The sequence below is a fragment of the Promicromonospora panici genome (assembly GCF_900608595.1).
GTDB classification, from domain to species: domain Bacteria; phylum Actinomycetota; class Actinomycetes; order Actinomycetales; family Cellulomonadaceae; genus Promicromonospora; species Promicromonospora panici.
Window position 1 is genome coordinate 168,902 of the sequence record NZ_UWYY01000015.1, and the last position, 21,924, is coordinate 190,825.

10 protein-coding genes and 2 pseudogenes are annotated in these 21,924 nt (G+C 71.8%); 4 read left to right on the plus strand and 8 right to left on the minus strand.

Going from position 1 to position 21,924, the window contains the following annotated elements:
• Positions 1-311 precede the first annotated feature (311 nt).
• The gene (locus tag EW117_RS18655) at positions 312-1,493 is read left to right on the plus strand and encodes a glycoside hydrolase family 76 protein (protein WP_129788204.1); all 1,182 of its coding nucleotides are present in this window, start codon (positions 312-314) and stop codon (positions 1,491-1,493) included.
• Between the two features lie 4 nt (positions 1,494-1,497).
• On the opposite strand, the gene EW117_RS18660 is transcribed toward EW117_RS18655, so the two are convergent.
• The 3 genes from EW117_RS18660 to EW117_RS18670 are packed head-to-tail and all read right to left on the minus strand — an operon-like array spanning position 1,498 to position 6,793.
• On the minus strand, positions 1,498-3,795 hold the full coding sequence (locus EW117_RS18660) for an alpha-L-arabinofuranosidase C-terminal domain-containing protein (protein WP_129788205.1): 2,298 nt from the start codon (positions 3,793-3,795) through the stop codon (positions 1,498-1,500).
• Positions 3,792-4,757, minus strand: coding sequence for a glycoside hydrolase family protein (locus EW117_RS18665; protein ID WP_207211931.1), 966 nt, complete (start codon positions 4,755-4,757; stop codon positions 3,792-3,794). The genes EW117_RS18660 and EW117_RS18665 overlap by 4 nt, the downstream gene beginning before the upstream one ends.
• A gap of 2 nt (positions 4,758-4,759) precedes the next feature.
• Positions 4,760-6,793 (minus strand): glycoside hydrolase family 36 protein, encoded by a 2,034-nt coding sequence (locus tag EW117_RS18670; protein WP_129788206.1) that lies wholly within the window; start codon positions 6,791-6,793, stop codon positions 4,760-4,762.
• 177 nt (positions 6,794-6,970) lie between these two features.
• Here EW117_RS18670 and EW117_RS18675 point away from each other — a divergent pair, with 177 nt between their 5' ends.
• The gene (locus EW117_RS18675; protein WP_129788207.1) at positions 6,971-10,852 is read left to right on the plus strand and encodes a S8 family serine peptidase; all 3,882 of its coding nucleotides are present in this window, start codon (positions 6,971-6,973) and stop codon (positions 10,850-10,852) included.
• Here the strand turns inward: EW117_RS18675 and EW117_RS18680 are convergent.
• The 4 genes and pseudogenes from EW117_RS18680 to EW117_RS30845 form a co-directional block, all read right to left on the minus strand.
• Positions 10,812-12,107, minus strand: a complete 1,296-nt coding sequence (locus EW117_RS18680; RefSeq protein WP_129788208.1) for an MFS transporter — start codon at positions 12,105-12,107, stop codon at positions 10,812-10,814. The two genes, EW117_RS18675 and EW117_RS18680, sit on opposite strands and share 41 nt — an antisense overlap.
• Positions 12,108-12,119: 12 nt before the next feature.
• Complete coding sequence (locus EW117_RS18685) at positions 12,120-13,715, minus strand: HD domain-containing phosphohydrolase (RefSeq protein WP_129788209.1); 1,596 nt, start codon at positions 13,713-13,715, stop codon at positions 12,120-12,122.
• Between the two features lie 95 nt (positions 13,716-13,810).
• Complete coding sequence (locus tag EW117_RS18690) at positions 13,811-17,131, minus strand: alpha-L-rhamnosidase (protein WP_129788210.1); 3,321 nt, start codon at positions 17,129-17,131, stop codon at positions 13,811-13,813.
• 126 nt (positions 17,132-17,257) lie between these two features.
• Positions 17,258-17,528, minus strand: a pseudogene (locus tag EW117_RS30845) (substrate-binding domain-containing protein); the annotation flags it as partial.
• Between the two features lie 78 nt (positions 17,529-17,606).
• Between EW117_RS30845 and EW117_RS18700 the strand changes: the two are divergent.
• On the plus strand, positions 17,607-18,125 hold the full coding sequence (locus EW117_RS18700) for a gamma carbonic anhydrase family protein (protein WP_242504372.1): 519 nt from the start codon (positions 17,607-17,609) through the stop codon (positions 18,123-18,125).
• Between the two features lie 131 nt (positions 18,126-18,256).
• On the opposite strand, the pseudogene EW117_RS18705 reads toward EW117_RS18700, so the two are convergent.
• Positions 18,257-19,329 (minus strand): annotated as a pseudogene (locus tag EW117_RS18705) (IS630 family transposase).
• Positions 19,330-19,566: 237 nt separating this feature from the next.
• On the opposite strand from EW117_RS18705, the gene EW117_RS18710 reads away from it, so the two are divergent.
• The gene (locus EW117_RS18710) at positions 19,567-21,576 is read left to right on the plus strand and encodes a primary-amine oxidase (RefSeq protein WP_129788213.1); all 2,010 of its coding nucleotides are present in this window, start codon (positions 19,567-19,569) and stop codon (positions 21,574-21,576) included.
• The last annotated feature ends 348 nt before the right edge of the window (positions 21,577-21,924 follow it).

Here is a 21,924-nt window from a genome sequence, read left to right on the forward strand (position 1 = left end):
GGGCCCCTGGCGTGCGGCTGAGTTCCGCCGTGCAGGTCGATCAGATCGCGAGCAAACGAGCACTTGGGGCGTGCTGTCCTCGAGGCACGAGAAGTCACGATCGCACGCCGTTGATGTTCGGGCTTATGACCGGATCGCGTCGTTGACCGGTTAGGTCCGGATCCCCTAGCCTGGCCGCCACGCGTTCAGGACGCTTTGGGCCCGCTCGGAGGAATGACAGCGCTGACATCCGTCGCCGTCGGGTTGGGGTCCGGGCGGCTCGGAGCAGCGGTGGCGGTCGACGGCCGACCCACCGAACGAAGGAGCGAACGATGAGGTTCACCAGAGTTGCCGCTACGGTCGTCGCGCTGGCCTGCGCGCTGGTGGCGGCGTCCCCCGCCGGCGCGCAGGACGGCGGCGCCCCCGCGGTGTCGCAGCGCACGCAGGTGCATCGGGCGGTCGTGTCGTACGACGCGATGCGCGAGTACATGGCCGCGAGCGACGGCTCCGGCCTCTACCGCGAGCGGTACCCGAGCGGGGCCGAGGACCGCACCTACTCGTTCGAGTGGCCGCACTCCCAGGCGCACGTCGCGACGCTCGACCTCACCGGGCTGCCCGGGGGCCTGGGGCGGTCGTTCAAGGACGACCTCGCGGACGTCGCCCGCGGGCAGGAGCACTTCTGGAACGCCGGCGGCGGCACCACCGGGCTGCCCGGCTACGACTCGTACCCGCGCGCCCCGTACGGCGGTGGCGGCGACATGTTCTACGACGACAACGAGTGGGTCGCGCTCGCCAAGGTGCAGCAGCATCTGGCGACCGGCGACGAGGCGGCGCTCGAACGCGCCGAGGAGATCTTCGAGCTCGTGGTCTCCGGGTGGGACACCGACCCGTCGCACAGGGCGCCCGGCGGCGTGTTCTGGACCCAGGCCACCTGGAGCACCGACCGCAACACGGTCTCCACGATGCCCGGCGCGCAGCTCGCCACCCGCCTGTACATGATCACGGGGGAGCGGCACTACCTCGACTGGGCGAAGCGGATGGTGGGGTGGACCGACGAGCACCTGCTCGCGCCGAACGGCCTCTACTGGGACAACATCAAGCTCGACGGGTCCATCGACCGCACGCAGTGGTCGTACAACCAGGGCGTCCCGGTGGGTACCTACACCCTGCTGTACGAGGCGACGGGCGACGAGCGCTACCTGGCGAAGGCGAAGGGGATCGCTGCTGCGTCCTACCGCTACTACGTCACCGAGGGACGACTGGCCGGCCAGCCGATGTTCTTCAACTCCATCTGGTTCAAGAATCTCCTCCTTCTGGAGTCCGTGACCGGCGGCACGACGTACCGGGACGCGATGGCGGACTATGCCGACCTCCAGTGGCGCACTGAGCGCGAACCTGCGACCGGGCTGTTCAACAGCGGGAACGAGCACACCGAGCTGCTCGAGCAGGCGGCGATGGTCCAGATCTACGCCACTCTCGCTTGGCCGCGCGAGCAGGCGTCCATCCTGTACTGATACCTCAGGGTGCGGCGCTCTCCGCCGCGATCTCGACCATGGTCACGGAGAAACCTGGAACGGTCACTCCCGAGCCCGTCGGCCGGATCTCGTGCGGCGCGAACGGCGCAGGCTCGAACGGGGCACCGGCTCCCGCGTCGCCGCTCAGCTGACGGCCGCCCAGCACGCTCACCGGGGCCCCCGACCGGGTTTCGAGCTGAACCGTCGTCGCGGTTCCCGTCGCGTTCACCAGCCGGACGGTCGTGCGCCCGCTCGACGTGTCGCGCACGCACGAAGCGGCGAAGCGTTCCTCCGGCGAGCGGGGGTCTTCGTACCCGTTCACGAGCCGGCCGTCGACATGGAGCTCCGTGACGCGACCGCCGTCTCGAACCTCGATGCGCACTGCGTAGCGGCGGCCGACCTCGATCGAGAACGGGATGCCCGGACAGGCCTCGTCGCGAAACCCGTCGCTGACCTCGAACAGGGTGGCGGTGCGATTCATCCAGGTGCCCAGGTTCCACTCCCAGCTCTCCGCCGAGTCCAGGTCGCCGAAGAGCACCGCGAGACTGCCCCGCTCGGGATCGCCCGCCACAGCGGTGAAGTCGAGCTCGATCGTGAAGTCGTGGGGGAGGAGGGGTGTGGCGATCCGCTGCACACCCGTTCCGTCGTCGACGACGAGGCTGTCCGTGGCGGCGCCCGCGATCGTTATCCATCCGCAGTCGACGGTGAATCCGTCGGCGCGCAGGCCGACATGCCTGTACCTGGGGGCGGGGCGCTCGTACACCGGCGCGGCGAGCACCGAGACAGGCAGCGACTCGTCACCGCCGGTTTCGGAGAAGAGCTGCTGTACGTGGTAGTTCAGGCTCGGCAGGACGTCCGAGCTGTCGAAATAGATCAGGTCGGGAACCCACTGGGTACTGCCGACCTTCGCGAGCAGGGGCGCGTAGGACGCCAGCCGGACGACGTCCCCGTTGCGCTCCATCCCGGTCATGAACGCCGCCTCGGCCAGGGCGTTGAGGAACGTATTCCCTCGCGACCCGTACTCGCCGAGGTACACGGCCGGGCCCGTCCGGTCGTAGTCGTCATAGCGGTGCAGGTTCTGGAACAGCCACTTCGGTGCCTTGTAGCAGTGCTCGTCGAGGACGGGGACGCCGAGACGGCGGCCGAGATCCCACCCTCTGTCGTAGTCCTCGCCGAACGGTTGCGGGCCCGCGGTACCGACCACCGTGATCTCCGGGTACTCGCGCCTGATCGCCGCGAAGATCCGGCCGAACCGGTCTTCGAACACGTCGTCGATCTGGTCCTCGTTGCCGAGCCCGAGATACCTGAGGCCGAACGGCGCAGGATGGCCCAGCTCTCCCCGGAGGGAACCCCAGCGGGTCGTCTCGTCCCCGTTGGCGAACTCGACGAGGTCCAGGACCTCCTGGAGGTAGGCGTCCATGTCGTGATCCGGTACGGGTTGTGGACCGCCAGGCGTGTTCTGGCAGCACACGCCCGCCGGGACCACGGGCAACGGCGTGGCGGCGATCTGCTCGCAGAAGCGGAAGTACTCGAAGTAGCCGATCCCCATCGACTGGTGGTAGCCCCAGATGTTCGAGTCGGGCCGGCGATCTTGCAGGGGTCCGATCGTGCCAGGCCACCGGTACATGTTCGACAGCCCCAGTCCGTGCGCCACGCACCCGCCCGGAAACCGGAGGAACCGCGGTGACAGGTCGGCGATCGACTGGGCGAGATCCTCGCGCATGCCGTTGGGGCTGCCGCGAAACACCCGCTGGGGGAAGAGTGAGACCAGGTCGAGGTCGACCGTGTCTCCCGCCTGTACGGCCACTCCCAGGCGCGCGGAGCCGTCGCCGAACGTGGGGTTGAAGACAGCTTCGTAGCGCACCCAGTCCGGTCCCGCCGCGATCGCAACGGAGGCCGTGCTCCTCCCCTCGGAGCACGCGAGCGTCACGTCGAGGTCCACGTCGTTGGTGGCACGTGCGTAGACGCTGAAGACGTACGACTCGCCGGCGGCCACCGTGATCCCGCCGAACCCCTCGTTCACGATCTCGGCGGACGTCGAGCCGTCGCCGATCCGCACGTAGGTAGGCGACGCCGGTGAGAGGGGCGAGTCGCTGCGCACCTGCACCAGTCCGCGCGTCGTCCAGCCGGTCAGCGGGCCCCAGCCGGGCCGGTCCTGCGACGTGAAGTCGAAGGACCGGTTCCGGACCAGCTCGGCGTAGAGCCCGCCGTCGGCCGAGCAGTTGATGTCCTCGAAGAAGGCGCCCCAGAGGTCGGGGCTGATCGGACGCGGATCGTCGAGGTCCACGGTGACGATGGTCATGGCAGCACCTCCGGCCCGCCCAGCGGCAGGATCGGCGCGGTCAGCACCTCGTCCCGGTCGCACACCAGCCGCCCGTCGGCCACATGCGCCCGGGCGACCTGGATCGAGCTGCGACGGTGCGCGTAGCGGTCGTCGCGGACGGGCGAGCCGGGGGTGCGCCCTGGGTGCGTGAAGTAGAAGACGAACGCCTCGTCGCCGACGACGACCACGTCGGCGTGCAGCCCGTTGCCGCCGTCGTCCTCACCCGAGCCGGACTCGGCGAGGATGCGGTGCTGAGTCTCCCAGGTGCGCAGGTCTGTCGAGCGGTGCACCCGCAGGCCGGCCCATTCGTCGGTGAGCATCCAGTACGAGCCTCCGAGCGCGAAGACGTTCGGCCCTTCGTGCGGCAGGTTCTCCACCGCTGCTCCGCCCGGCGTCCACCGGTACAGGTCGGGACTGTCAGCCGTGTAGGTGTGGGTGCCGCGGTCGTCGTCCTTGAACCACATGCGCCAGCCCCCTTCGGGGAGCGGGACGACGCACGCGTCGATTACGTGCTGCGAGTCGAGGTCCAGCGTGGACTCGTACTCCCAGTGCGCGAGGTCCGTGCTGGTGTAGTGGCGGATCGCGCCCGGGTCGCCCCACGTCGTGTGCACGCCCTCGATGAAGCTCACGTACATGTGGTAGGCCGCGCCGTCGTCGATGATCTCGGGCGCCCAGAAGGTGTCGCGGCCCCAGCCGGTCTCCAGGCCCTGCGCGGTGCCGCGATAGGACCAGGTCGCACCGCCGTCGGCCGAGGCGGCGATGCCGATGTCGGTGCCGAACACCCACGAGACGTCGTCGATCGGGGGTGCCAGGACGCGGCGGTTGGTGTAGAACATCCACCACTCGCCCGCGGAATGGTTCCAGATCACCGTCGGGTCGGCGGCCCCGTCGTGGATGGGGTCGCGGAACAGCGGTTTGGGGATCTCGGTGATCGTTCGCATGGTCACTCCACCTCGAAGATGCGGGCGGCGGGACCGGTGGGCACCTCGACGACCGGCACGCCCTCGGCCGTGCGGATCGTCCACTCCGGCAGCGCGACCGGGTAGACCTGCTTGATCGCTCGCCCGCGCAGCCCGGGCAGCGTGATCTCCGTGGCCGCGCCGCGCGACCACAGTGCCAGCAGCGACTCGGGACCGGAGTCCAGCTGCAGCACGATCACGTCGTCGTCCCAGCCGGGCAGCCCCAGCGGCCACACCGGGTGCGCCCCGGCGATGCGGTGCCGCCAGTCCTTGTGGAGCGCGATCGCCTCGCGCACCAGCGCGAACCGCTCGTCGCCGAGCCCGCCCAGGAACCCTGACAGGTAGAGCCGGCCCATCACGCCTGCCGTCATCGCGAACGCCGTCTCCTCGATGTTCATCGACTCGGCCGGGTAGGCCCAGTTCCCGGCCTGCTCGGGCACGACGCTGGCGGGCGCGGCCGCGGCGATCGGAGCGTACTTCCGGAAGTCCTGCTGGTCGCTGGTGGACTGCAGGTGCGCGACGGACAGCAGGTTGTAGTCCATGCGCATCCCGCCGGAGGAGCAGCTCTCGAACAGGACCTCCGGGTGCCGCGCCTGGGCGTCGCTGAGCCAGTCGCGGAAGGCGCGGGTGTGCCCAAGGAGCCCGGCCCCGGGGCCTGCGGCGTCGACGTCGGTGCCGACGCCCGAGTTCACGTTGTAGTCGAGCTTGAAGAACTCGATCCCGAGCTCGCCCACGAGCCGGTCGACTGCCTCGTCCAGGTGGGCGCGGGCCGCCGGGTGGCGGAAGTCGAGCTGGTAGTGCCCGGTCTCGAAGACCCGCCGGCCGAACCGCCGGAAGAACGCCTCCTCGGGCAGCTGCAGCGATGCGTTGGCGCCGACCGCCTCGGGTTCCAGCCAGATCCCCGGCCGCATCCCCTTGGCGCGGATGGCGTCGATGACCGAGATCAGGCCACCGCTGAACTGCCCGGGCGCCTCGAGCCAGTCGCCCGCGTCCGTCCACCAGTTGCCGGTTCCGTACCAGCCGGCGTCGATGCAGTAGTACTCCGCACCAGCCTCCGCCGCCGCCTCGATGAGCGGGAGCTCCTTCTCCGTCGAAGGCCCGGCCATGAGCGTGTTCATGAAGTCGTTGTAGACGACGGGAAGCCCCGCATCGACCGGGCGCAGCTCGCGGATCGCGCGCCGGTAGTCCGTGAGCGCGGCGAAGGCCGCGTCCCGTCCGCCGTCCGCGACTGCGAACCCGGCGGGCACCGTCGTGAACTCGTCTCCTGGAGCCAGGCGCTGGGCGAACTGATGGTGCAGGTCGGTCGGGCCGTACACGCCGACGGTGACCGTGCCCTCGTTCTGCGTCGCCTCCCAGTGCCAGCCCGCGCTGGTCTCGACCTGCCATGCGATTGACGGGCCGTCCTCGGTCGCGAGGACGCCGGACGGCAGGAACTCGCCGCTCGAGAAGGATCCGTGGCTGGTCACACCGAAGTTCCCGCGATTGCGGCGGCCGTGGAACTCCGGGTTCACGTTCGGCAGCAGCTCCGAGACCGGACGCTGGTGCCAGCGTCCTTCGGCGAGCCATTCGCTCTCGCCCCACAGCAGGTCGTGTGTCCCCTCCGGGACAGCTATCAGCCCGGAGCTCACCGACAGGAGCATGACGTCGACGTCGACGTCGGCGCCGTTGCGCACGGTGTGCCGGACCTGGACCCCCGGCCCCGCCGCCCGGAAGACACTCGTCACCTCGAGGCCGCTGTCGGGATCGTGCTGGCGGATCCGCAGCTCGTCGCCGAGCGTCTCGTGACCGGTGTAGCGCAGCCGCAGTCCGGCACCCCAGAGCAGCAGGCTCTGGTTGTGGCGGGCGCGGTGCTCCCCGGCGGTGCTCAGGTCGACGATCGGCAGGGGCGCGGTCACCGACGCGGCGTTCGGACCGGTCGCCCAGCGGACGAGCCGGACGGGGTGGTCGTCGCCGTGGTCGAACCCCAGGTCCAGTCCGGGGTGGGCCCACTCGATGGCGGGCTGAAGTTCGTGTGGCACAAGCTCTCCTCGTTGAGTTTCCCGCGCACGGGCACCGTGAATGGCTCCGTGAACCTTCACGGTAGCGACCGCGACGTCGGCAGACAAGCAGCCGCACGTCCCACCCAACGGATCGGGTCCCCTCGCGCGTCACAACCCAGTGAGGCACCGTCCCACCGAAGATCGGGGTTGTCCGTGATGAATGCTCGTGCTCGCCGGGCGGCACGCTCGGACCACCGGACCGTCAGCAGGATCGCCGTCGCCGCGGCGGCAGCCACCGCCCTCGTCGCGACATCGGCCGCGGCGCTCGCGCCCGGCGACGCCGCGCCGGACCGCGCCGCGCCGCCGGAGCGCCCCACCACCACGGTGGTCACCCTCGTCACGGGCGACCGGGTGGCCGTGACCGAGCGCGACGGCGAGGACCTCGTCCGGATCGTGCCCGCCGAGCGCCCCGACGGCGCACCCGTGGCGTTCCACCAGGTGGCTGGCGAGACCAGGCACCTGGTCATCCCGACCGACGTGCTCCCGCTCGTCCCGGACCGGCTCGACCGCGACCTGTTCGACGTCAAGCGCCTGGTGGCCGACGGGCGCACCGGGGACCTGCCCGTCATCGTCCAGACGAGCGGGCGCGCCGCCGCTCGCGGTGTGCGGCCGCCCGAATGGGCCGCGCTCGGGCTCGGCACGGAGCGCACCCTCGAGTCCATCGGCGCCGTGGCCGGCGACCTGGACACCACCGCGGGCTCCGACGAGCCGGCGGAGTCCTGGGGACTGCTCGATGCGCTCGCCGCCTCCAGCGGCAGGGCCGGCAGGGCCGGCGGCGACACCACGAAGGCCGCACCGCAGGGCGTCGCGATCGCCAAGGTGTGGCTGGACCGCCGCGTCGAGCCGCAGGATGCCGACTCCATGCCGCAGATCGGCGCCCCGCAGGCCTGGGACGCCGGGCATACCGGCGAGGGCGTGACCGTCGGCGTCGTCGACACCGGCGTCGACGAGACGCACCCCGACCTGGACGACGGCGTGGTCGCGGCCGCGCGGGACTTCACCGGCTCGGGCGGCTCCCCGGACAGCACGATGGACGACGTCGGGCACGGCACGCACGTGGCCTCAATCGTCGCCGGCTCGGGCGAGGCGTCCGACGGCGTGAACCGTGGCGTCGCGCCCGGCGCGCGCCTGCTCGACGCCAAGGTGCTCACGCCCGACGGCGGTGACACGTCCTGGGTGATCGACGGGATGGAGTGGGCCGCCGAACAGGGCGCCGATATCCTCAACCTCTCCCTCGGCGAGCCCGGCAACTACACCGACGGCACGGACCCGGCGTCGCTCGCCGTGGACGCCCTGAGCGAGCAGTACGGGCTGCTCGCCGTCGCCGCCGCGGGCAACGAGGGACCGGAGCCGGGCACGATCCCGACGCTCGGCACGGCGTCGAGCGCGCTGACGGTCGCCGCCGTGGGGGACGACGACGCGGTCGCCGGGTTCTCCAGCGTCGGGCCGCGGGCCGACGGCGCCCTGAAGCCCGACATCGCGGCGCCCGGCGTCGAGATCGTGGCGGCGCGTGCGGCGGGCACCGCACTGGGCGAGCCCGTCGACGACCTGCACGTCGCGGCGAGCGGCACGTCGATGGCGGCGCCGCACGTCGCCGGCGCGGCCGCCGTCGTGCGGTCCGCCCGCCCCGACCTGACGGGACAGGAGCTCAAGGACGTACTCATGGCGTCGGCGCAGCAAGGGGAGGGGAACTCGGTGTGGCAGGAGGGCGCGGGCCGCGTGTGGATCCCGGGCGCGCTGGAGCAGGCCGTCACCTCGGACCCGCCGTCCCTCTCGTTCGGCATCATGCCCTACCCGCAGGACGAGGCCGACCCGGTGACCCGCACCGTGACCTACCGCAACCCGGGAGACGCCGCGCTGGAGCTCGACGTGAGCCTCGTGGTGCGGGACGAGGCGCGGGCCGAGGTTCCGGACGGCACCGTGACGACGTCGGCGGCGCACCTGATGGTCCCGGCCGGCGGCACCGCGAGCGTCGACCTGGCGCTCCACCCCGCGGTCGTGCCCCCGGGCGCATACGGCGGGGCGCTGGTCGCGCGGTCCGGTAATGGCGACCAGGTGAGCACCGCCGTCGGGTTCGTCAACGAGAGCGAGAAGTACGACCTGACCATCCGGGCCACGGACGTCGACGGCTCGCCGGCGACGGCGGACGACCACCTGGTGCTGCAGAACGCCGCCGATCCGTGGGACTCGCTGTGGGTCGAGCCCGAGTTCACGGACGGCGTGGCCACCGTCCGGCTGGAGCCGGGCTCGTACTACGTCGCTGGGTTCTTCGAGGCGCGGGACCAGGGCTCGTCGTGGCCGACCGCGGTCACGGCGGTCGCCGACCCGCTGGTGGAGCTGGGCAAGGACATGACAGTCGAGCTGGACGCGCGCGACGCCCGCCCCCTCGACGTCACCACGCACCGCGTGACGGACGACGCCGGCAAGAGGCTCCTCTTCTACCGGCTCGTCGACGGCGAGTACAACAGCACCGTCAGCGCGACCTACGGCGGCTACGCCGACGACGTCGTCGCGCCCGACTTCTACGCCCTGCCCACCGACGGGGCGGGCGACGGGGTCGAGTTCGAGCTCGTCTCCCTCACCCAGCAGCGCCAGCCGGTGCTCGAGGTCTCGGCCGGCCGGCGCGTGGGCGACGTGCCCGCCACCCCTGTGCCCGGGTCCGAGCCGGTGACCGGCAGGGACCGGGCACGCCTGGTCGACGCCGGCGCCGGAACCGCCGCGGACCTGGCCGCCGCGCGAGTACGCGGCCGGTTCGCGCTCGTGAACCAGGGTGACGTCCGGGCGCAGGCGGCCGCCGCCGAGGCGGCCGGCGCGTCGGGGCTGCTGGTCCGCGGCGACGGGCTCGGGACCGTTCCTGGCGCGGTCGACGGCGCGGGCATCCCGGTGCTGGCCACCGACCAGGACACCGGCGACCGGCTGCGCCGCGAGCTGGAGAGCCGCCCGGTGCGGCTGCGGATCCTCGGGCGCGACCAGGCGGCCTACACCTTCGACACCGTCGCCGAGCACGTGGGGCACGTGCCCGACGAGGACCTCACCCTGCGTGCGGGACCGCACAACCTGGCGACGCTCGACATGGCGTACCGCGCGATGAGCACCGAGGGGCAGGTCCAGGTCAGGCCCGTGATCGAGCGGCCCGAGCGGCAGGGAATCTACGGCCTCGTGAGCGAGTTCACCGCGCCCGCTCGGCGCACCGAGTACGTGACCGCGGCCGAGGGTGTCCGCTGGTATCACGAGGTGATGCCACGCCATACCGACGCGCTGCTGGCCAGCGGGTTCGAGTCCGAGATCCGCGAGTACCGGCCGGGGGACACCGCGAGCGACGTCTGGCTCGCCCAGGCGCACCACGGCGGGTTCACGCCGCCGGGTGTCGGCGGGTACGGGGAGTACGGCATGGCGTCCGCCGTCCGCGACTGGGACATGTTCGCGTTCGAGCTGCCGTTCTGGGTCGACGACGCCGGGCACTCGATGCCGGTCGCCCTGCCGTGGGAGGAGGACGCCGACGTGCGGATGCGGCTGTGGCAGGACGGCGAGCTCGTGCTCGACGAGCCCGGCACGATCGGCTGGTTCTACGGGCTGCCGGAGGAGCCGACGCCGTACCGGCTGCGGTCCGACGTCGCGCGCTCCACGCCGTGGTGGGAGCTGTCCACCCGGGTGTCGACCGAGTGGGAGTTCACCTCGGCGTTCGCGGACGACCACGTCGTGCTGCCGCTGCTGCAGATCGACTACGGGCTGTCCCTCGACGACCGCAACCGCGGGGACCGCCGCGAGGTGCTCCGCCTGTCGGCGTCGCACCAGGACGGCTCCACGCCGTCCGAGGTGGCGGGCATGCGGCTGTGGGCGTCCGCCGACGACGGGGAGACCTGGACGCCGGTCGACGTCGCGACGGGCGGTGCGGCCGACAGCGGGCCGGGGAGGTTCACCGCGACCGTGCGGGTGCCGCGCGGGACCGAGCACGTCTCGCTGCGGGTCGAGGCGTGGGACGACGCCGGCTCGCGGGTCAGCGAGACGGTGATCCGGGCGTACGCCGTCGGGCGGTGAGATCCGGAGCGGGGGCGGGGGCAAGGTGGCGTGGGCCGGCACGACGAGGTGACAGCGACCACGTCCACAGCGCGCCGACGACGGCGATCCCCGCGGCGACCCCGAACGCCCACGAAGTCCCCACCGCCGCAGCGGTGAGCCCGAGAACCATCGGCCCCGCTCCGAGCCCCAGGTCGAGCGCCATGCTGGCGGTCCCCGACGCCACCCCGCGCTCGCGGGGGGTCGCGGTGGCGAAGATCGCGGAGAAGAAAGCCGGCGTGCTGAAGGTGACCCCGGCCCCCATGAGCGCCGACCCGGCGATCAGCGCCAGGGGCGTCCGCAGGCCGGCCATCAGGAGGAGGCCGGCCGCGATCGTAGCGAGCGAACCCGCGCCGAGGGCCAGGGCAGGAAGCCGGTCGACGACTCGCGCGAACGCGACCCGTCCGACGACGACGACGCAGCCGTAGACCAGCAGCGGGAGGCTGACGTTCGGCATCGCGATCGACTCGGCGCGCAGGGTGGCGAACGCCAGGAACCCGCCCATCGCGATCACGGACGCGAGGAAGCCGAGGCCCGGGCCGATCGCCGGCCGGTGGATCCACGCGGGCCGGCGAGTCGTGTCGGAGTCCGAGACCGGGCCGGACGGCCGCGTCTCGCCGATGGAGCCGGCCACGGCCGCCGCCCCGAGCGCGAGCACGCCCGCGCCGTACCAGGCGCCGGTGAATCCCACCGTGCGGATCAGCAGCTCGCCGAGCGGCGGGCCCAGGGTGATTCCGAGGTACAGGCCGAGTGAGTTGTAGCTCAACGCCTCCCCTCGTCGGCTCGAGGGCGCGAGGTCGGCGAGCGCCGCGAGGGACGCGACGAAGAAGGCGGCCTCGGCGACACCGAGGAGCAGGCGCAGCGCGACCACGAGCGCGAGCGAGTCGGCGTGCGCGGTGAGGGCCAGCGTCGTCGCCGCGAGGATCCCGCCGCCGATCATGAGCGGTGCGCGTCCCCAGGCATCGCAGAGCCGTCCCACGACCGGGCGCAGGAGGAGGGCGGAGAGCGCGAAGGCGCCGAACGCGATCCCGGCGCCGGCCGCGTCCGAGCCCAGTGGGCCCGTGACGTACAGGGGGAGCGCGAGGATGCTGACGCCGGCGGCGGTGAAGTACGCGAGGTCGGCCAGGGAAAGGCGCACGAAGGACGATGTCAGGAGAGGTTCGCGTGGAGGAGCGTCCGTCGTGGGCGTCGAGGTGTACATGCCCTCAGGGTCGGGCTGGGCCGGGCGCCCGTGCATGGGTAGACCTACCTATCTTGCGCGACGTGGGTCGCGGCCCGCCGCGGGGTCGCCCTGGCCCGGTTGCGAGCCGTCGTCCCTCGGTCCGCCGAAGAGGCCGTGCTCCATGGCGAACAGGGCCGCTCCGGCCCGCGTGGCGACCTCGATCCGCGAGTACACGTCCTGAACGTGGTGCTCGGCGGTCCGCGGGGAGATGACCAGCCTCCTGCCGATCTCCTTGTTGGACAGCCCGGCGGCCACGAGCCGGAGCACCTCGACCTGCCGCGGGCTGAGCCCTGCCGGGCGGGGCCGCCGCCCGGCGCCGGGGTGGCCGGCCGCGGCGAGCACAGCCTCGACGGCGTCGCCGTCGAGGCGGCCGGCCCGGACCTCCGCCCGGACCCGGTCCGCGGCCTCGGTGGCGGAGTGCGGGGGTTCGTGCGGGCGGCCCTCGAGCAGGGTCCGGTAGGCGTCGGCTGCGGCCAGCACACGTGCCTCGATCGACAGGTCGGTCGCGAGCGCGCCCCGCGGGTAGCCGCTGCCGTCCAGGTGCTCATGGTGCCGCCCCACGAGCGGAGCCACTGGGGCGAGGGCGGCGACGCGAGCCACGATCCGCTCCCCGTGGTAAGGGTGGAGACGTGCCTGGTCGCGCTCGGACGCACTCAGCGGGCCGGGCTTGTTCCACACCCTGCTGGAGACGCCGGCGCGACCGATGTCGTGCAGGTGGCCGGCGCAGCGCAGCCGGCCGAGCGCGTCCTGGCCGAGCCCGGCCCGGCGGCCCGCGGCGGCCGCGAGGTCAGCCACGGCAGAGCTGTGCCCGTGCAGCCACGGGCTCTTGAGGTCGACCATGTCTCCGAACACACGGGCCACCTGCTCGAGGCGCGCCGGGTCGACCAGGCGCACGGGGTCGGGCTCGACGTCGAGCAGGAGCTCGTACGCGTCGACCTCGCCGATCCCGTCGAGCACCTCGTCCGCGCGCTCCAGGCAGACGGCTGCCAGCTCCGGGTCAAGCGTCTTCCCGGCCCGGCGCCGGACCTCGGCGGTCGCGCGGTCGCGCGAGTCGAGCAAAGCGAACAGCGTGGCGATCGCCGCGACGTGCGCCAGGCGAGTGGCGTACGGGATGGCTGCACCTGCCACGGCGGGGACACCGCTGCCGTCCCATGACGCCGTGGTGTGCGCGAGCGCGTCCAGCACCGGCCCGGGGAGCCCGAGGCGGCGGGCCGCCGTGCGGGCCACCTCGCACGTCGCGGCAGGTCCGCCTCGGTCGAGAGCGGCGGAGTGGCGCAGGACGGCTGCCGTGACGCCTAGGCGCGACCGTCCCGTCGCCGAGGCGAGAGCCGGGACGAGCGTGGCGAGCGTCTCGCGCGTGCTGAGGTCGGCTTGCAGGAAGGCCCGGGTCGCGACGACGTCGTCGCCCAGGGCTGCTGCGAGCTCGACCGAGTACGCCGTGCAGCCGACGTGCTCCAGCAGGGAGACGTAGACGACGTCCCGGACCGCCTCCGCGTCGCCCCCCAGGGCCCGGGCGAGCCGGGATGCGACGACCGCGCGGGCGAGCGACTCGTCGGCCGCGGCACCTGTGCCTAGATCCGTGACAGCGGCCAGCCCTCCGAGGAGCCCGAGGAGGCGGAACATCTCTTCACGATGGCATACGGAAGGCTCGTCCACCCAGAGGAACGGCCCGTCCACGACTCGGCGCCTTGCTGTTGGCGTCCTCACCATCTCGACAGTCACCGCTCCGCGACGAACGTGTACCGGCCCGATCCGACCCGCACCACTGCGACGCCGTCCTCGGCCGACACCCCCGTGACACCCTCGGCCCGGCGCAGCGGACGCCCGTGCTCGGTGACCGCCTCGGGATCATGCGCGGGAACCCGCACCGTCGCCGTCGACCCGACCGGCACGGTCACGGTGAGGCTGAGCTCGCCGTCCGTGCGCTGCCACTCGCTGGCCACGGTGCCGTACGGCGTCCGGGTCGCTGCCCGTGCCCGGTCGAGGTGGTCGGTGACCGCCGGGGCGATCGTGATGTCCCGGTACCCCGTCTCGGCCGACGGCTGGATGCCGGCGACGTGCTGGTAGAACCAGTCGTCGACGGTGCCGAGGAAGTAGTGGCCGTAGGACCGCGCCTCCAGCGACCAGTGCTCCCACATGGAGGTGGCGCCGTTCTCGATCATGTAGCCCCAGCTCGGGTACCCGGTCTGAACGGCGAGCTCGTAGGCGACGTCGGTGTACCCGTGCTGGGTCAGCACCGGTAGCAGCCACTTGGTGCCGAGCACACCCGTGTTGAGCCTGGTGCCCTTGGCGCGCACGTCGGCGACGATGCTGTCGACGACCCGCCGCGTCGTGGCGGCGTCGGGCACGAGACCGAAGGCCACGGCGAGCACGTTGTGCGTCTGCCGGTAGCCGCGGTCGCCGTCGCCGCGGTAGTGCCCGGCGTCCCGGTCGAGGAAGGTGTTGTTGAACGCGGCCCTGATCGTGGCGGCGTTCCGGGCGAAGTGCTCGACGTCGGCAGCCTTGCCGAGGAACCCGGCGCTGCGTCGCATGTATGTCGTCATGGAGTACAGGAACGCCGTGCCCGAGACCCGCAGGTCCTCGGGCGCGTTGCCGCCCGCCGGGCTCGCCTCGGGGCTGACCCAGTCGCCGAGCCGCGCGTCGGTGACGATGCCGCCCTGGGACCGGTCGAACTCCAGGTCGACGTACGCCTTCATGCCGTCGTAGCACTCGGCCAGCACGCGCGTGTCCCCGCCGTACTGGTAGAGCCACCAGGGGATCATCACGTAGGCCGCGTGCCACGGCGGGCAGACGCCCCATTCGCCCCAGTCCCCCGAGCTGGGCGCGATGACGAGCGGGCGGCCCTGGGCGTCCCGCGTCTCCTGGACGTCGCGCAGCCACTTGGCGAACAGCTCGTGCACGTCGAGGTTCAGCAGGAACATCTCCGCGCCGAGGGCGGCGTCGCCGGTCCAGCCGTTCTTCTCGAACATCGGCGTGTCGGTGGGGATGCCGTGGATGTTGTTCTTCAGCGTGTCGACGACGGCGCGATGGGTCCGGTTCATGATCTCGCTCGAGCTGTCGAACGTCCCGGTCTCCCGGGCGGCCGTGTGCACCACCCGCGCGGTGAAGGCCGCCGGGGGAGGTGGGGTGTCGTGGGGCCACCCGGTGACCTCGATGTACTGGAAGCCCTTGTAGGAGAAGCGGGGTTCCCACGTCTCCGGCTCCGAGCCTGCGTCCGGCTCCGTGGCCCCGGCCCCGGCCAGGGTGAAGCGGTCGGTCTGGAAGCCGGCCTGGAACCCGCCGTTGTTGCTCATGTTGACGCGCCCGCCGGCCGCGAGCTTCTCGCCGTGCGCGGCCCGGATCGTCGCACCGGCCGGCCCGGTCACGGTGTACCGCACCCAGCCCGCGATGACCCGGGGGAACTTCACCACGTAGACGCCCGGCTCCGGCTCGGTGACCTCGACAGCTGGTAGTGACTCGGTCACCTCGATCGGCTGCTGGCGCTGGTTGACCAGGACGCCCTGTGGGCCCGGCGCCGTCGAGGCGGCCGCCCACTCGCCGTCGTCGAACCCGACCGAGTCCCAGCCGGGCAGGGTCCGGCGCGCGTCGTACGCCTCGCCGCCGTAGAGGTCGTCGAACACCGTCGGCCCGTCGTGTATCCGCCAGTTCGCGTCCGTGACCACGTGCTCGACGGCGCCCCCGGCGTACCGCAGGTGCAGCACTGCGCGCACCACGGGCTCGTCGTGCCACGGCGGCGACTCCCAGCGCCACACGTTGCCTCCGGTCATCCCGTAGAAGCCGCGGCCCAGCTCGAGACCCAGCGCGTTGCGGCCCTGCCGCAGCCCTCGCGTCACGTCGGCGGCCGTGTACTGGACGGTGTCGTCGTAGTCGGCGAATCCCGGCGAGAGCACGTGGTCGTCGGCGGGCGCGCCGTTCAGCGACACGTCCGCGTACCCGCCCGCGGCCAGGTAGAGCACGGCGCGCTCGAGGCGCGGCCCGACCTCGAACTCCTTACGCAGCAGCGGTGCCGGCAGCGGGTCGCGCGTCGGCGGCCGCACGCCGCTGCCCCACGGCCCCGAGCCGTAGGCCGCGATCTCGGCGGCCTGGTCCCAGCCGGAGTCGTCGAGGTCGGGGCGTGCGAAGTCCGCCGGGAACTGGGTCGCGGCCTTCCAGGCGCTCCCGGTTGTCAGAGTGGACGTCGTCCCGTCCGACCAGGTCAGGCGCACGACGGCGAGCACGGCCCCAGGGCTGGCCGCGTCGTTGGTCCCGCGCACGGCGACTACCGTCGTGCCGCCCGCGACGTCGACGTCGTAGAAGCGGGAGCCCTGCCAGCCGTTCTCGACGGGCTCGGTCGCGCCGACCTGGGCGCCGTCCACCCAGAGCGTGAAGGAGTCGTCGGCGGTGATCAGGACCTCGGCCCGCGTCGCCGACGCGCCGTCCGGGGCCGGCTGCGTGAGCCGGAACGCACGGTCCTGACCGGGCAGCTCGCCTTCCGCCGCCCAGATCCACGAGGCGCCGTCGAAGGTCAGGTCGGTGACCTGGTCCGAGCCGCGCTGATTGCCGATCCACGCGGCGCCGGCCCAGTCGCTCTCGTCGTACAGCCCGGTGCGGAAGTCCGACGTCGTCGTACAACTCCCGTGCGTGGTCGCGACGTCCACCCGCCAGGTGTAGTCCGTGGCGGCGCGCAGCGGAGGCCCGTCGTACTCGATGTTCGCCGACTCGTGGGACGGTACGACGCCGCTGTCCCACACCTCGCGGGGGCGCGGACCGCGGGTGCTGACCCGCAGCCGGTAGGACTCCTGTTCGACGCCGCGCCGGTCCGACTCGATGGTCCACGAGAACCGTGGCCGGTCGACGTCGATCCCGAGCGGGCTGGTCTTCTTCTCGACGAGCGGGTTGTCCAACCGCACGGCGCTGACGCCGCCGCGTCCAGGCTCGGCGGCCGCGGCGAAGGCTGCGGAGGCGCTGCCCGGCAGGGCTGTCGGCAAGGTGGCGGGCAGAGCCGCGGCGGTCGAGGCGACGCCGGCGGTCTTCAGGAACAATCTGCGGTCCAGGGTCATGACGCCTCCGGGCGGGTCCGATCTTCTTCGATCGTCCGGTTGGGTGGTGAGCTCCGTTGCAACGTTTCAACCACGCGCGGCCAGTGTAGGGCGGCGGTGTCCCTGAGGCCAGGGCCAGGGCGAACGTCAGGAGGGGCCGGCGCGCCGGGGGGCGGCGACCGACCCACGCGAGCGAAGCGGCATGGGCAGGCGGTGGACGAGGCCGTCCGGCGCGGCCGGGCGCCCCGCCCTCTCAGGGCCGCACCTGCTCCAGGAGCAGCTCGACCGCCCGCCGGCCCAGCGCGCGGTGGGGCAGCGCGAACGTCGTGAGCCCGGGCCGCAGCCAGCCGGCGACCGACGCGTCGTCGAACGAGACGACCGACACGTCGTCGGGGATGGTCAGGCCCGCCCCCTGGACGACGGCCCTTCTCACGGCAGAACCAACTATCTAGCACCCGCGACCAACACGGGTGCCCCACCTCCTATGCTTCGGGACGTGACCGAGATCAGCTTCCGTGGCAAGACCCCGCGAGTGTCGCCGTCCGCCTGGCTCGCCCCCACCGCGACCGTCATCGGGTCGGTGGAGATCGCGGAGCGGGCGAGTGTCTTCTGGGGCGCGGTCCTGCGCGGTGACGGCGACGACATCCGGATCGGTCCGGAGGCCAACCTCCAGGAGATGGTCGTGGTCCACGCCGACGCCGGGCTGCCGGTGTCCGTCGGGGCGCGGGTGAGCGTGGGCCACGCCGCCGTCCTGCACGGCTGCACGATCGAGGACGACGTGCTCGTCGGGATGTCCGCGACCGTGCTCAACGGCGCGGTCGTTGGCGCCGGGTCCCTGGTGGCCGCGGGCACCGTCGTCCGGGAGAACATGGTCGTGCCGCCGGGATCCCTGGTCGCGGGTATTCCTGGCGTCGTGCGGCGGGAAATCTCCTCCGGCGAGCGAGACGCGATCGCTCAGAACGCGGACCACTACGTGCGCCTTGCCGGTGAGTACGCGGATCTGTTTCGGGCTTGACCAGGTCGAGTAGTCAGGTCGCCGTTCGGTCGGTCATGCGGCGAGCCAAGCCTTCGATGCTGAGGCGTTCCCACGTGACTTCGTGCGTGGTGAGCTGGTGCTGTCTGAGGATGAGCGGCGCTTCAAGCAAGCTAGTGGCCCGTCTCTGAAGTCTTCTGACGGTTGGCCTTCGCGAGGACTTCGTCGGCGGTCTTGGTCCAGGAGAAGCGGTGGGCGCGGTCGTTCCAGCCGTCGATGAAGGCGCGGATCTTGGCGTTGAGCTCCTTGACGGACTTGAACACGCCGCGGCGGATGGCTTGGCGCTCGACGATGCCGAACCAGACCTCGGCGAGGTTCATCCAGGACGCGTGGGTCGGTGTGAAGTGGACGTGGATGCGCGGGTTGGCCTGCAGCCAGGCCCGGACCTCGGGGGTCTTGTGCGCGGCGTAGTTGTCCATCACCAGGTGCAGCTCCACCTCGGGGTGGGCGCGGGCGACCTGGCGCAGGAACGCGAGGAACTCCTGGCGGCGGTGGCGGGGCTTGAGCGCGGCGGTGACGTTGCCGGTGGCGATCTCCAGTGCCGCGAACAGGGTCGAGGTGCCATGACGCACGTAGTCGTGGCTGCGCCGCTCGATCAGGCCGGGCTGCATCGGGAGGATCGGCTGGGTGCGGTCCAGGGCCTGGATCTGAGACTTCTCGTCCACGCACAGCACGACCGCGTTCGCGGGCGGGTCCAGGTACAGGCCGACGACGTCGGTCACCTTGCCGACCAGCTCGGGATCGGTGGAGAACCGGAACGACTCGGCCCGCCACGGCCGGACGCCGTAGGCCCGCCAGGCGCGGGCCACCGTCGAGGCGCTGACACCTAGATGAGCGCCCAGCAGCCGGCTCGACCAGTGCGTGACCCCGTACTTCTTCGGCGGCGGGCTCAGCGTCGCCGTCACGATCGCCCAGTGATCCACGGTGCGCGGCCGCCCCGCACGCGGCGCGTCGCCCAGGCCCGCGATCCCAGCCCGCTGGTACCGGCCCCGCCACGTCAGCACCGTCGGGACGAGACCCCCACCCTCTCGGCGATCTGCTGGTTCGCCACACCGTCGGCCGCCATCAGTACGATCCGCGCCCGGCGCACCGCACCGGCCGGCGCCGTCGAGGAACGCACCCACCGCTCCAGCTCGACACGGTCACCATCACGCAGCATCAACACCGGAGCAGGTCGATTCGCCATACCCGCATGATCTCGAAGTCAAACCCTAAAGTCACTTACGACACACGACACTAGGCAGGCCGCTACGCGTCGATCGTGACATCGCCGGTGTGTTGCCGGAGAGGAAACTTGCGTGCACGCACGCATGGCGACTGTCCCCGACGGCGTCTAGCGTCGATGCCATGCGGCTCGGCCGTCCAGCTGCATGCTGGGTGGCGCCGGCGGAACCAGGCCGCACCGTGAGGGAAGGGAAATCCCATGACGTCGACAACGTCGCGACCGACTGCGATCGGACATCCGCTGGCTCCCCTGACCGCAGAGGAGCTCAAGGCGGCCACCGAGATCCTCGCCCGCTCCGGCCGCGTCCCGGACGGATCCCGCTTCGTCTCGGTGTCACTGCAGGAGCCACCCAAGGAGAGGGTGCTGGCGTGGGACGGCACGGCACCCCTGGACCGCGAGGCGTTCGTGGTCGTCTACGACCGGCCCGGCCGCCAGCTCTACGAGACGGTCGTCTCCCTCGCCACCAGGGACGTGGTGCGCTGCAAGCCGGTCCCCGGAGCGAGGCCCTCCTATCTCCTCGAGGAGGTCTTCGCGGTACCTGAGGTGGTCATGGCCGACCCGCGTTGGCAGGAGGCCATGCGTCGCCGCGGCGTGACCGACTTCTCGCGTGCCCATGTCGACCCGTGGCCGGGCGCCTGGCTGTCGGAAACCGACCCCGGTGAACGACGGGTGTGCCGTCCACTCACCTGGGTGCGGCCGCCGGTCGAGAACGGACATCCTTACGCACGGCCCGTCGAGGGCCTGATCGCTGTCGTCGACCTCGATGAGATGGAGGTCATCGATGTCATCGATCACGGCGTGGTGCCCCTACCCGAGCTCGACGGCGAGTACATCCCCGAGCTGATGACGGAGGCGGGTGAGAGCAACCGGCCGCGCTTCGACCGCCTCCGGGACGACGTGCAACCTCTCCACATCAGCCAGCCGGAGGGGCCGAGCTGGACCGTCGAGGGCCACCACGTGACCTGGCAGAAGTGGTCGCTCCGGATCGGCTGGACCGCACGGGAGGGGCTCGTCCTGTTCGACGTGCGCTACGACGACCGCGGGGAGCTGCGCCGGGTGCTCTACCGGGCTTCGATCGCGGAGATGGTGGTGCCGTACGGCGACCCGGCGCCGACCCACGCGCACAAGCTGGCCTTCGACGAGGGCGAGGTGGGCCTCGGCTTCTTGGTCACGCCCTTGACCCTCGGCTGCGACTGCTTGGGGGAGATCCGCTACTTCGACGGCCTCGGCGTCGACCAGGACGGGAACCCGCTGGTCCTGCCCAACGCGATCTGCATGCATGAGGAAGACGTGGGCATCGCCTGGAAGCACTTCGACTACCAGCGGGAGACGACCGAGGTGCGGCGCATGCGCCGGCTCGCGATCTCCTCCATCGTCAACGTGGCGAACTACGAGTACGGCTTCTTCTGGTACCTGTACCAGGACGGCAGCATCGAGTTCGAGGTGAAACTCACGGGGGTGCTCTCCACCGGCGCCTACCGACCGGGCGAGAAGCCGAAGCACGGGACTCCCGTGGCGCCGGGTCTGTACGGGCCGAACCACCAGCACTTCTTCTGCGTCCGCCTCGACACCGACATCGACGGGGAGTCGAACACCGTCGTCGAGGTCAACTCCGAGGCGGCGCCCCTCGGGCCGGACAACCCCTACGGCACCGGCTGGGTGGCCCGGGAGACCCCGCTGCTCACCGAAGAGGCTGCGCAGCGCACGGTCAACCCGGCCAGCGCGAGGTTCTGGCGCATCGCGAACCCCGGACGGCTGAACGAGATGGGCGCCCCGGTGTCCTATCGCCTCCAGCCCGGCGCCAACATGAGTCTCCTCATGGACGACAGCTCTCCGATGCGTCGTCGTGCACGGTTCGTGACCAAGCACCTGTGGGTGACGCCGTACCGACCCGACGAGCGGTACGCCGCAGGCGACTACCCATGGCAGAACCCCGGACCCGACGGTCTGCCGCGATGGACGCAGGCGGACCGCGGCATCGGCGAGACCGACCTCGTCGTGTGGTACGTCGTGGGTTCCCACCACGTGCCCAGAGTTGAGGAGTGGCCGGTCATGCCGGTGGCCAAGGTCGGTTTCCACCTGATGCCGGACGGGTTCTTCGACGGCAACGCGGCGGTCGACCTACCGCGCCCGGGTCACAACACCCACGGGAACGGTCACGACCACAGCCATGGTTCGGCGGACTCGGAAAGTTCCCACGGTCATTGAGGAAGGGGCTGAACTACTCCCGCTGCCGGGCCTCGGCATCGGTCGCGGGACTGTGCGGAGCCCTGGGGTTCTCCATGGTGGTCTCCGTCGCTACGGTCCGTCAGCGGCCGGGGAGCCGCGTGACGACCTGCTGGAGCACCCACTCGTTGCCGTCGGGGTCGGCGAACGACGCGAACGAGCCGTAGCTGTCGCGCTCCGGGTGCGGTTCTGGGTTGTTTGACGGCTGTTGCCCTCATCGTGCTTGCGGGCCTCGCGCCGTCGCACCAGTAGGCGACCCCGGTCGGGGCACGGGTATCCCCGGGTGCTCGTACCCCACCCGCCGGGTGAACTGTCGATCCTGGCCTGCGG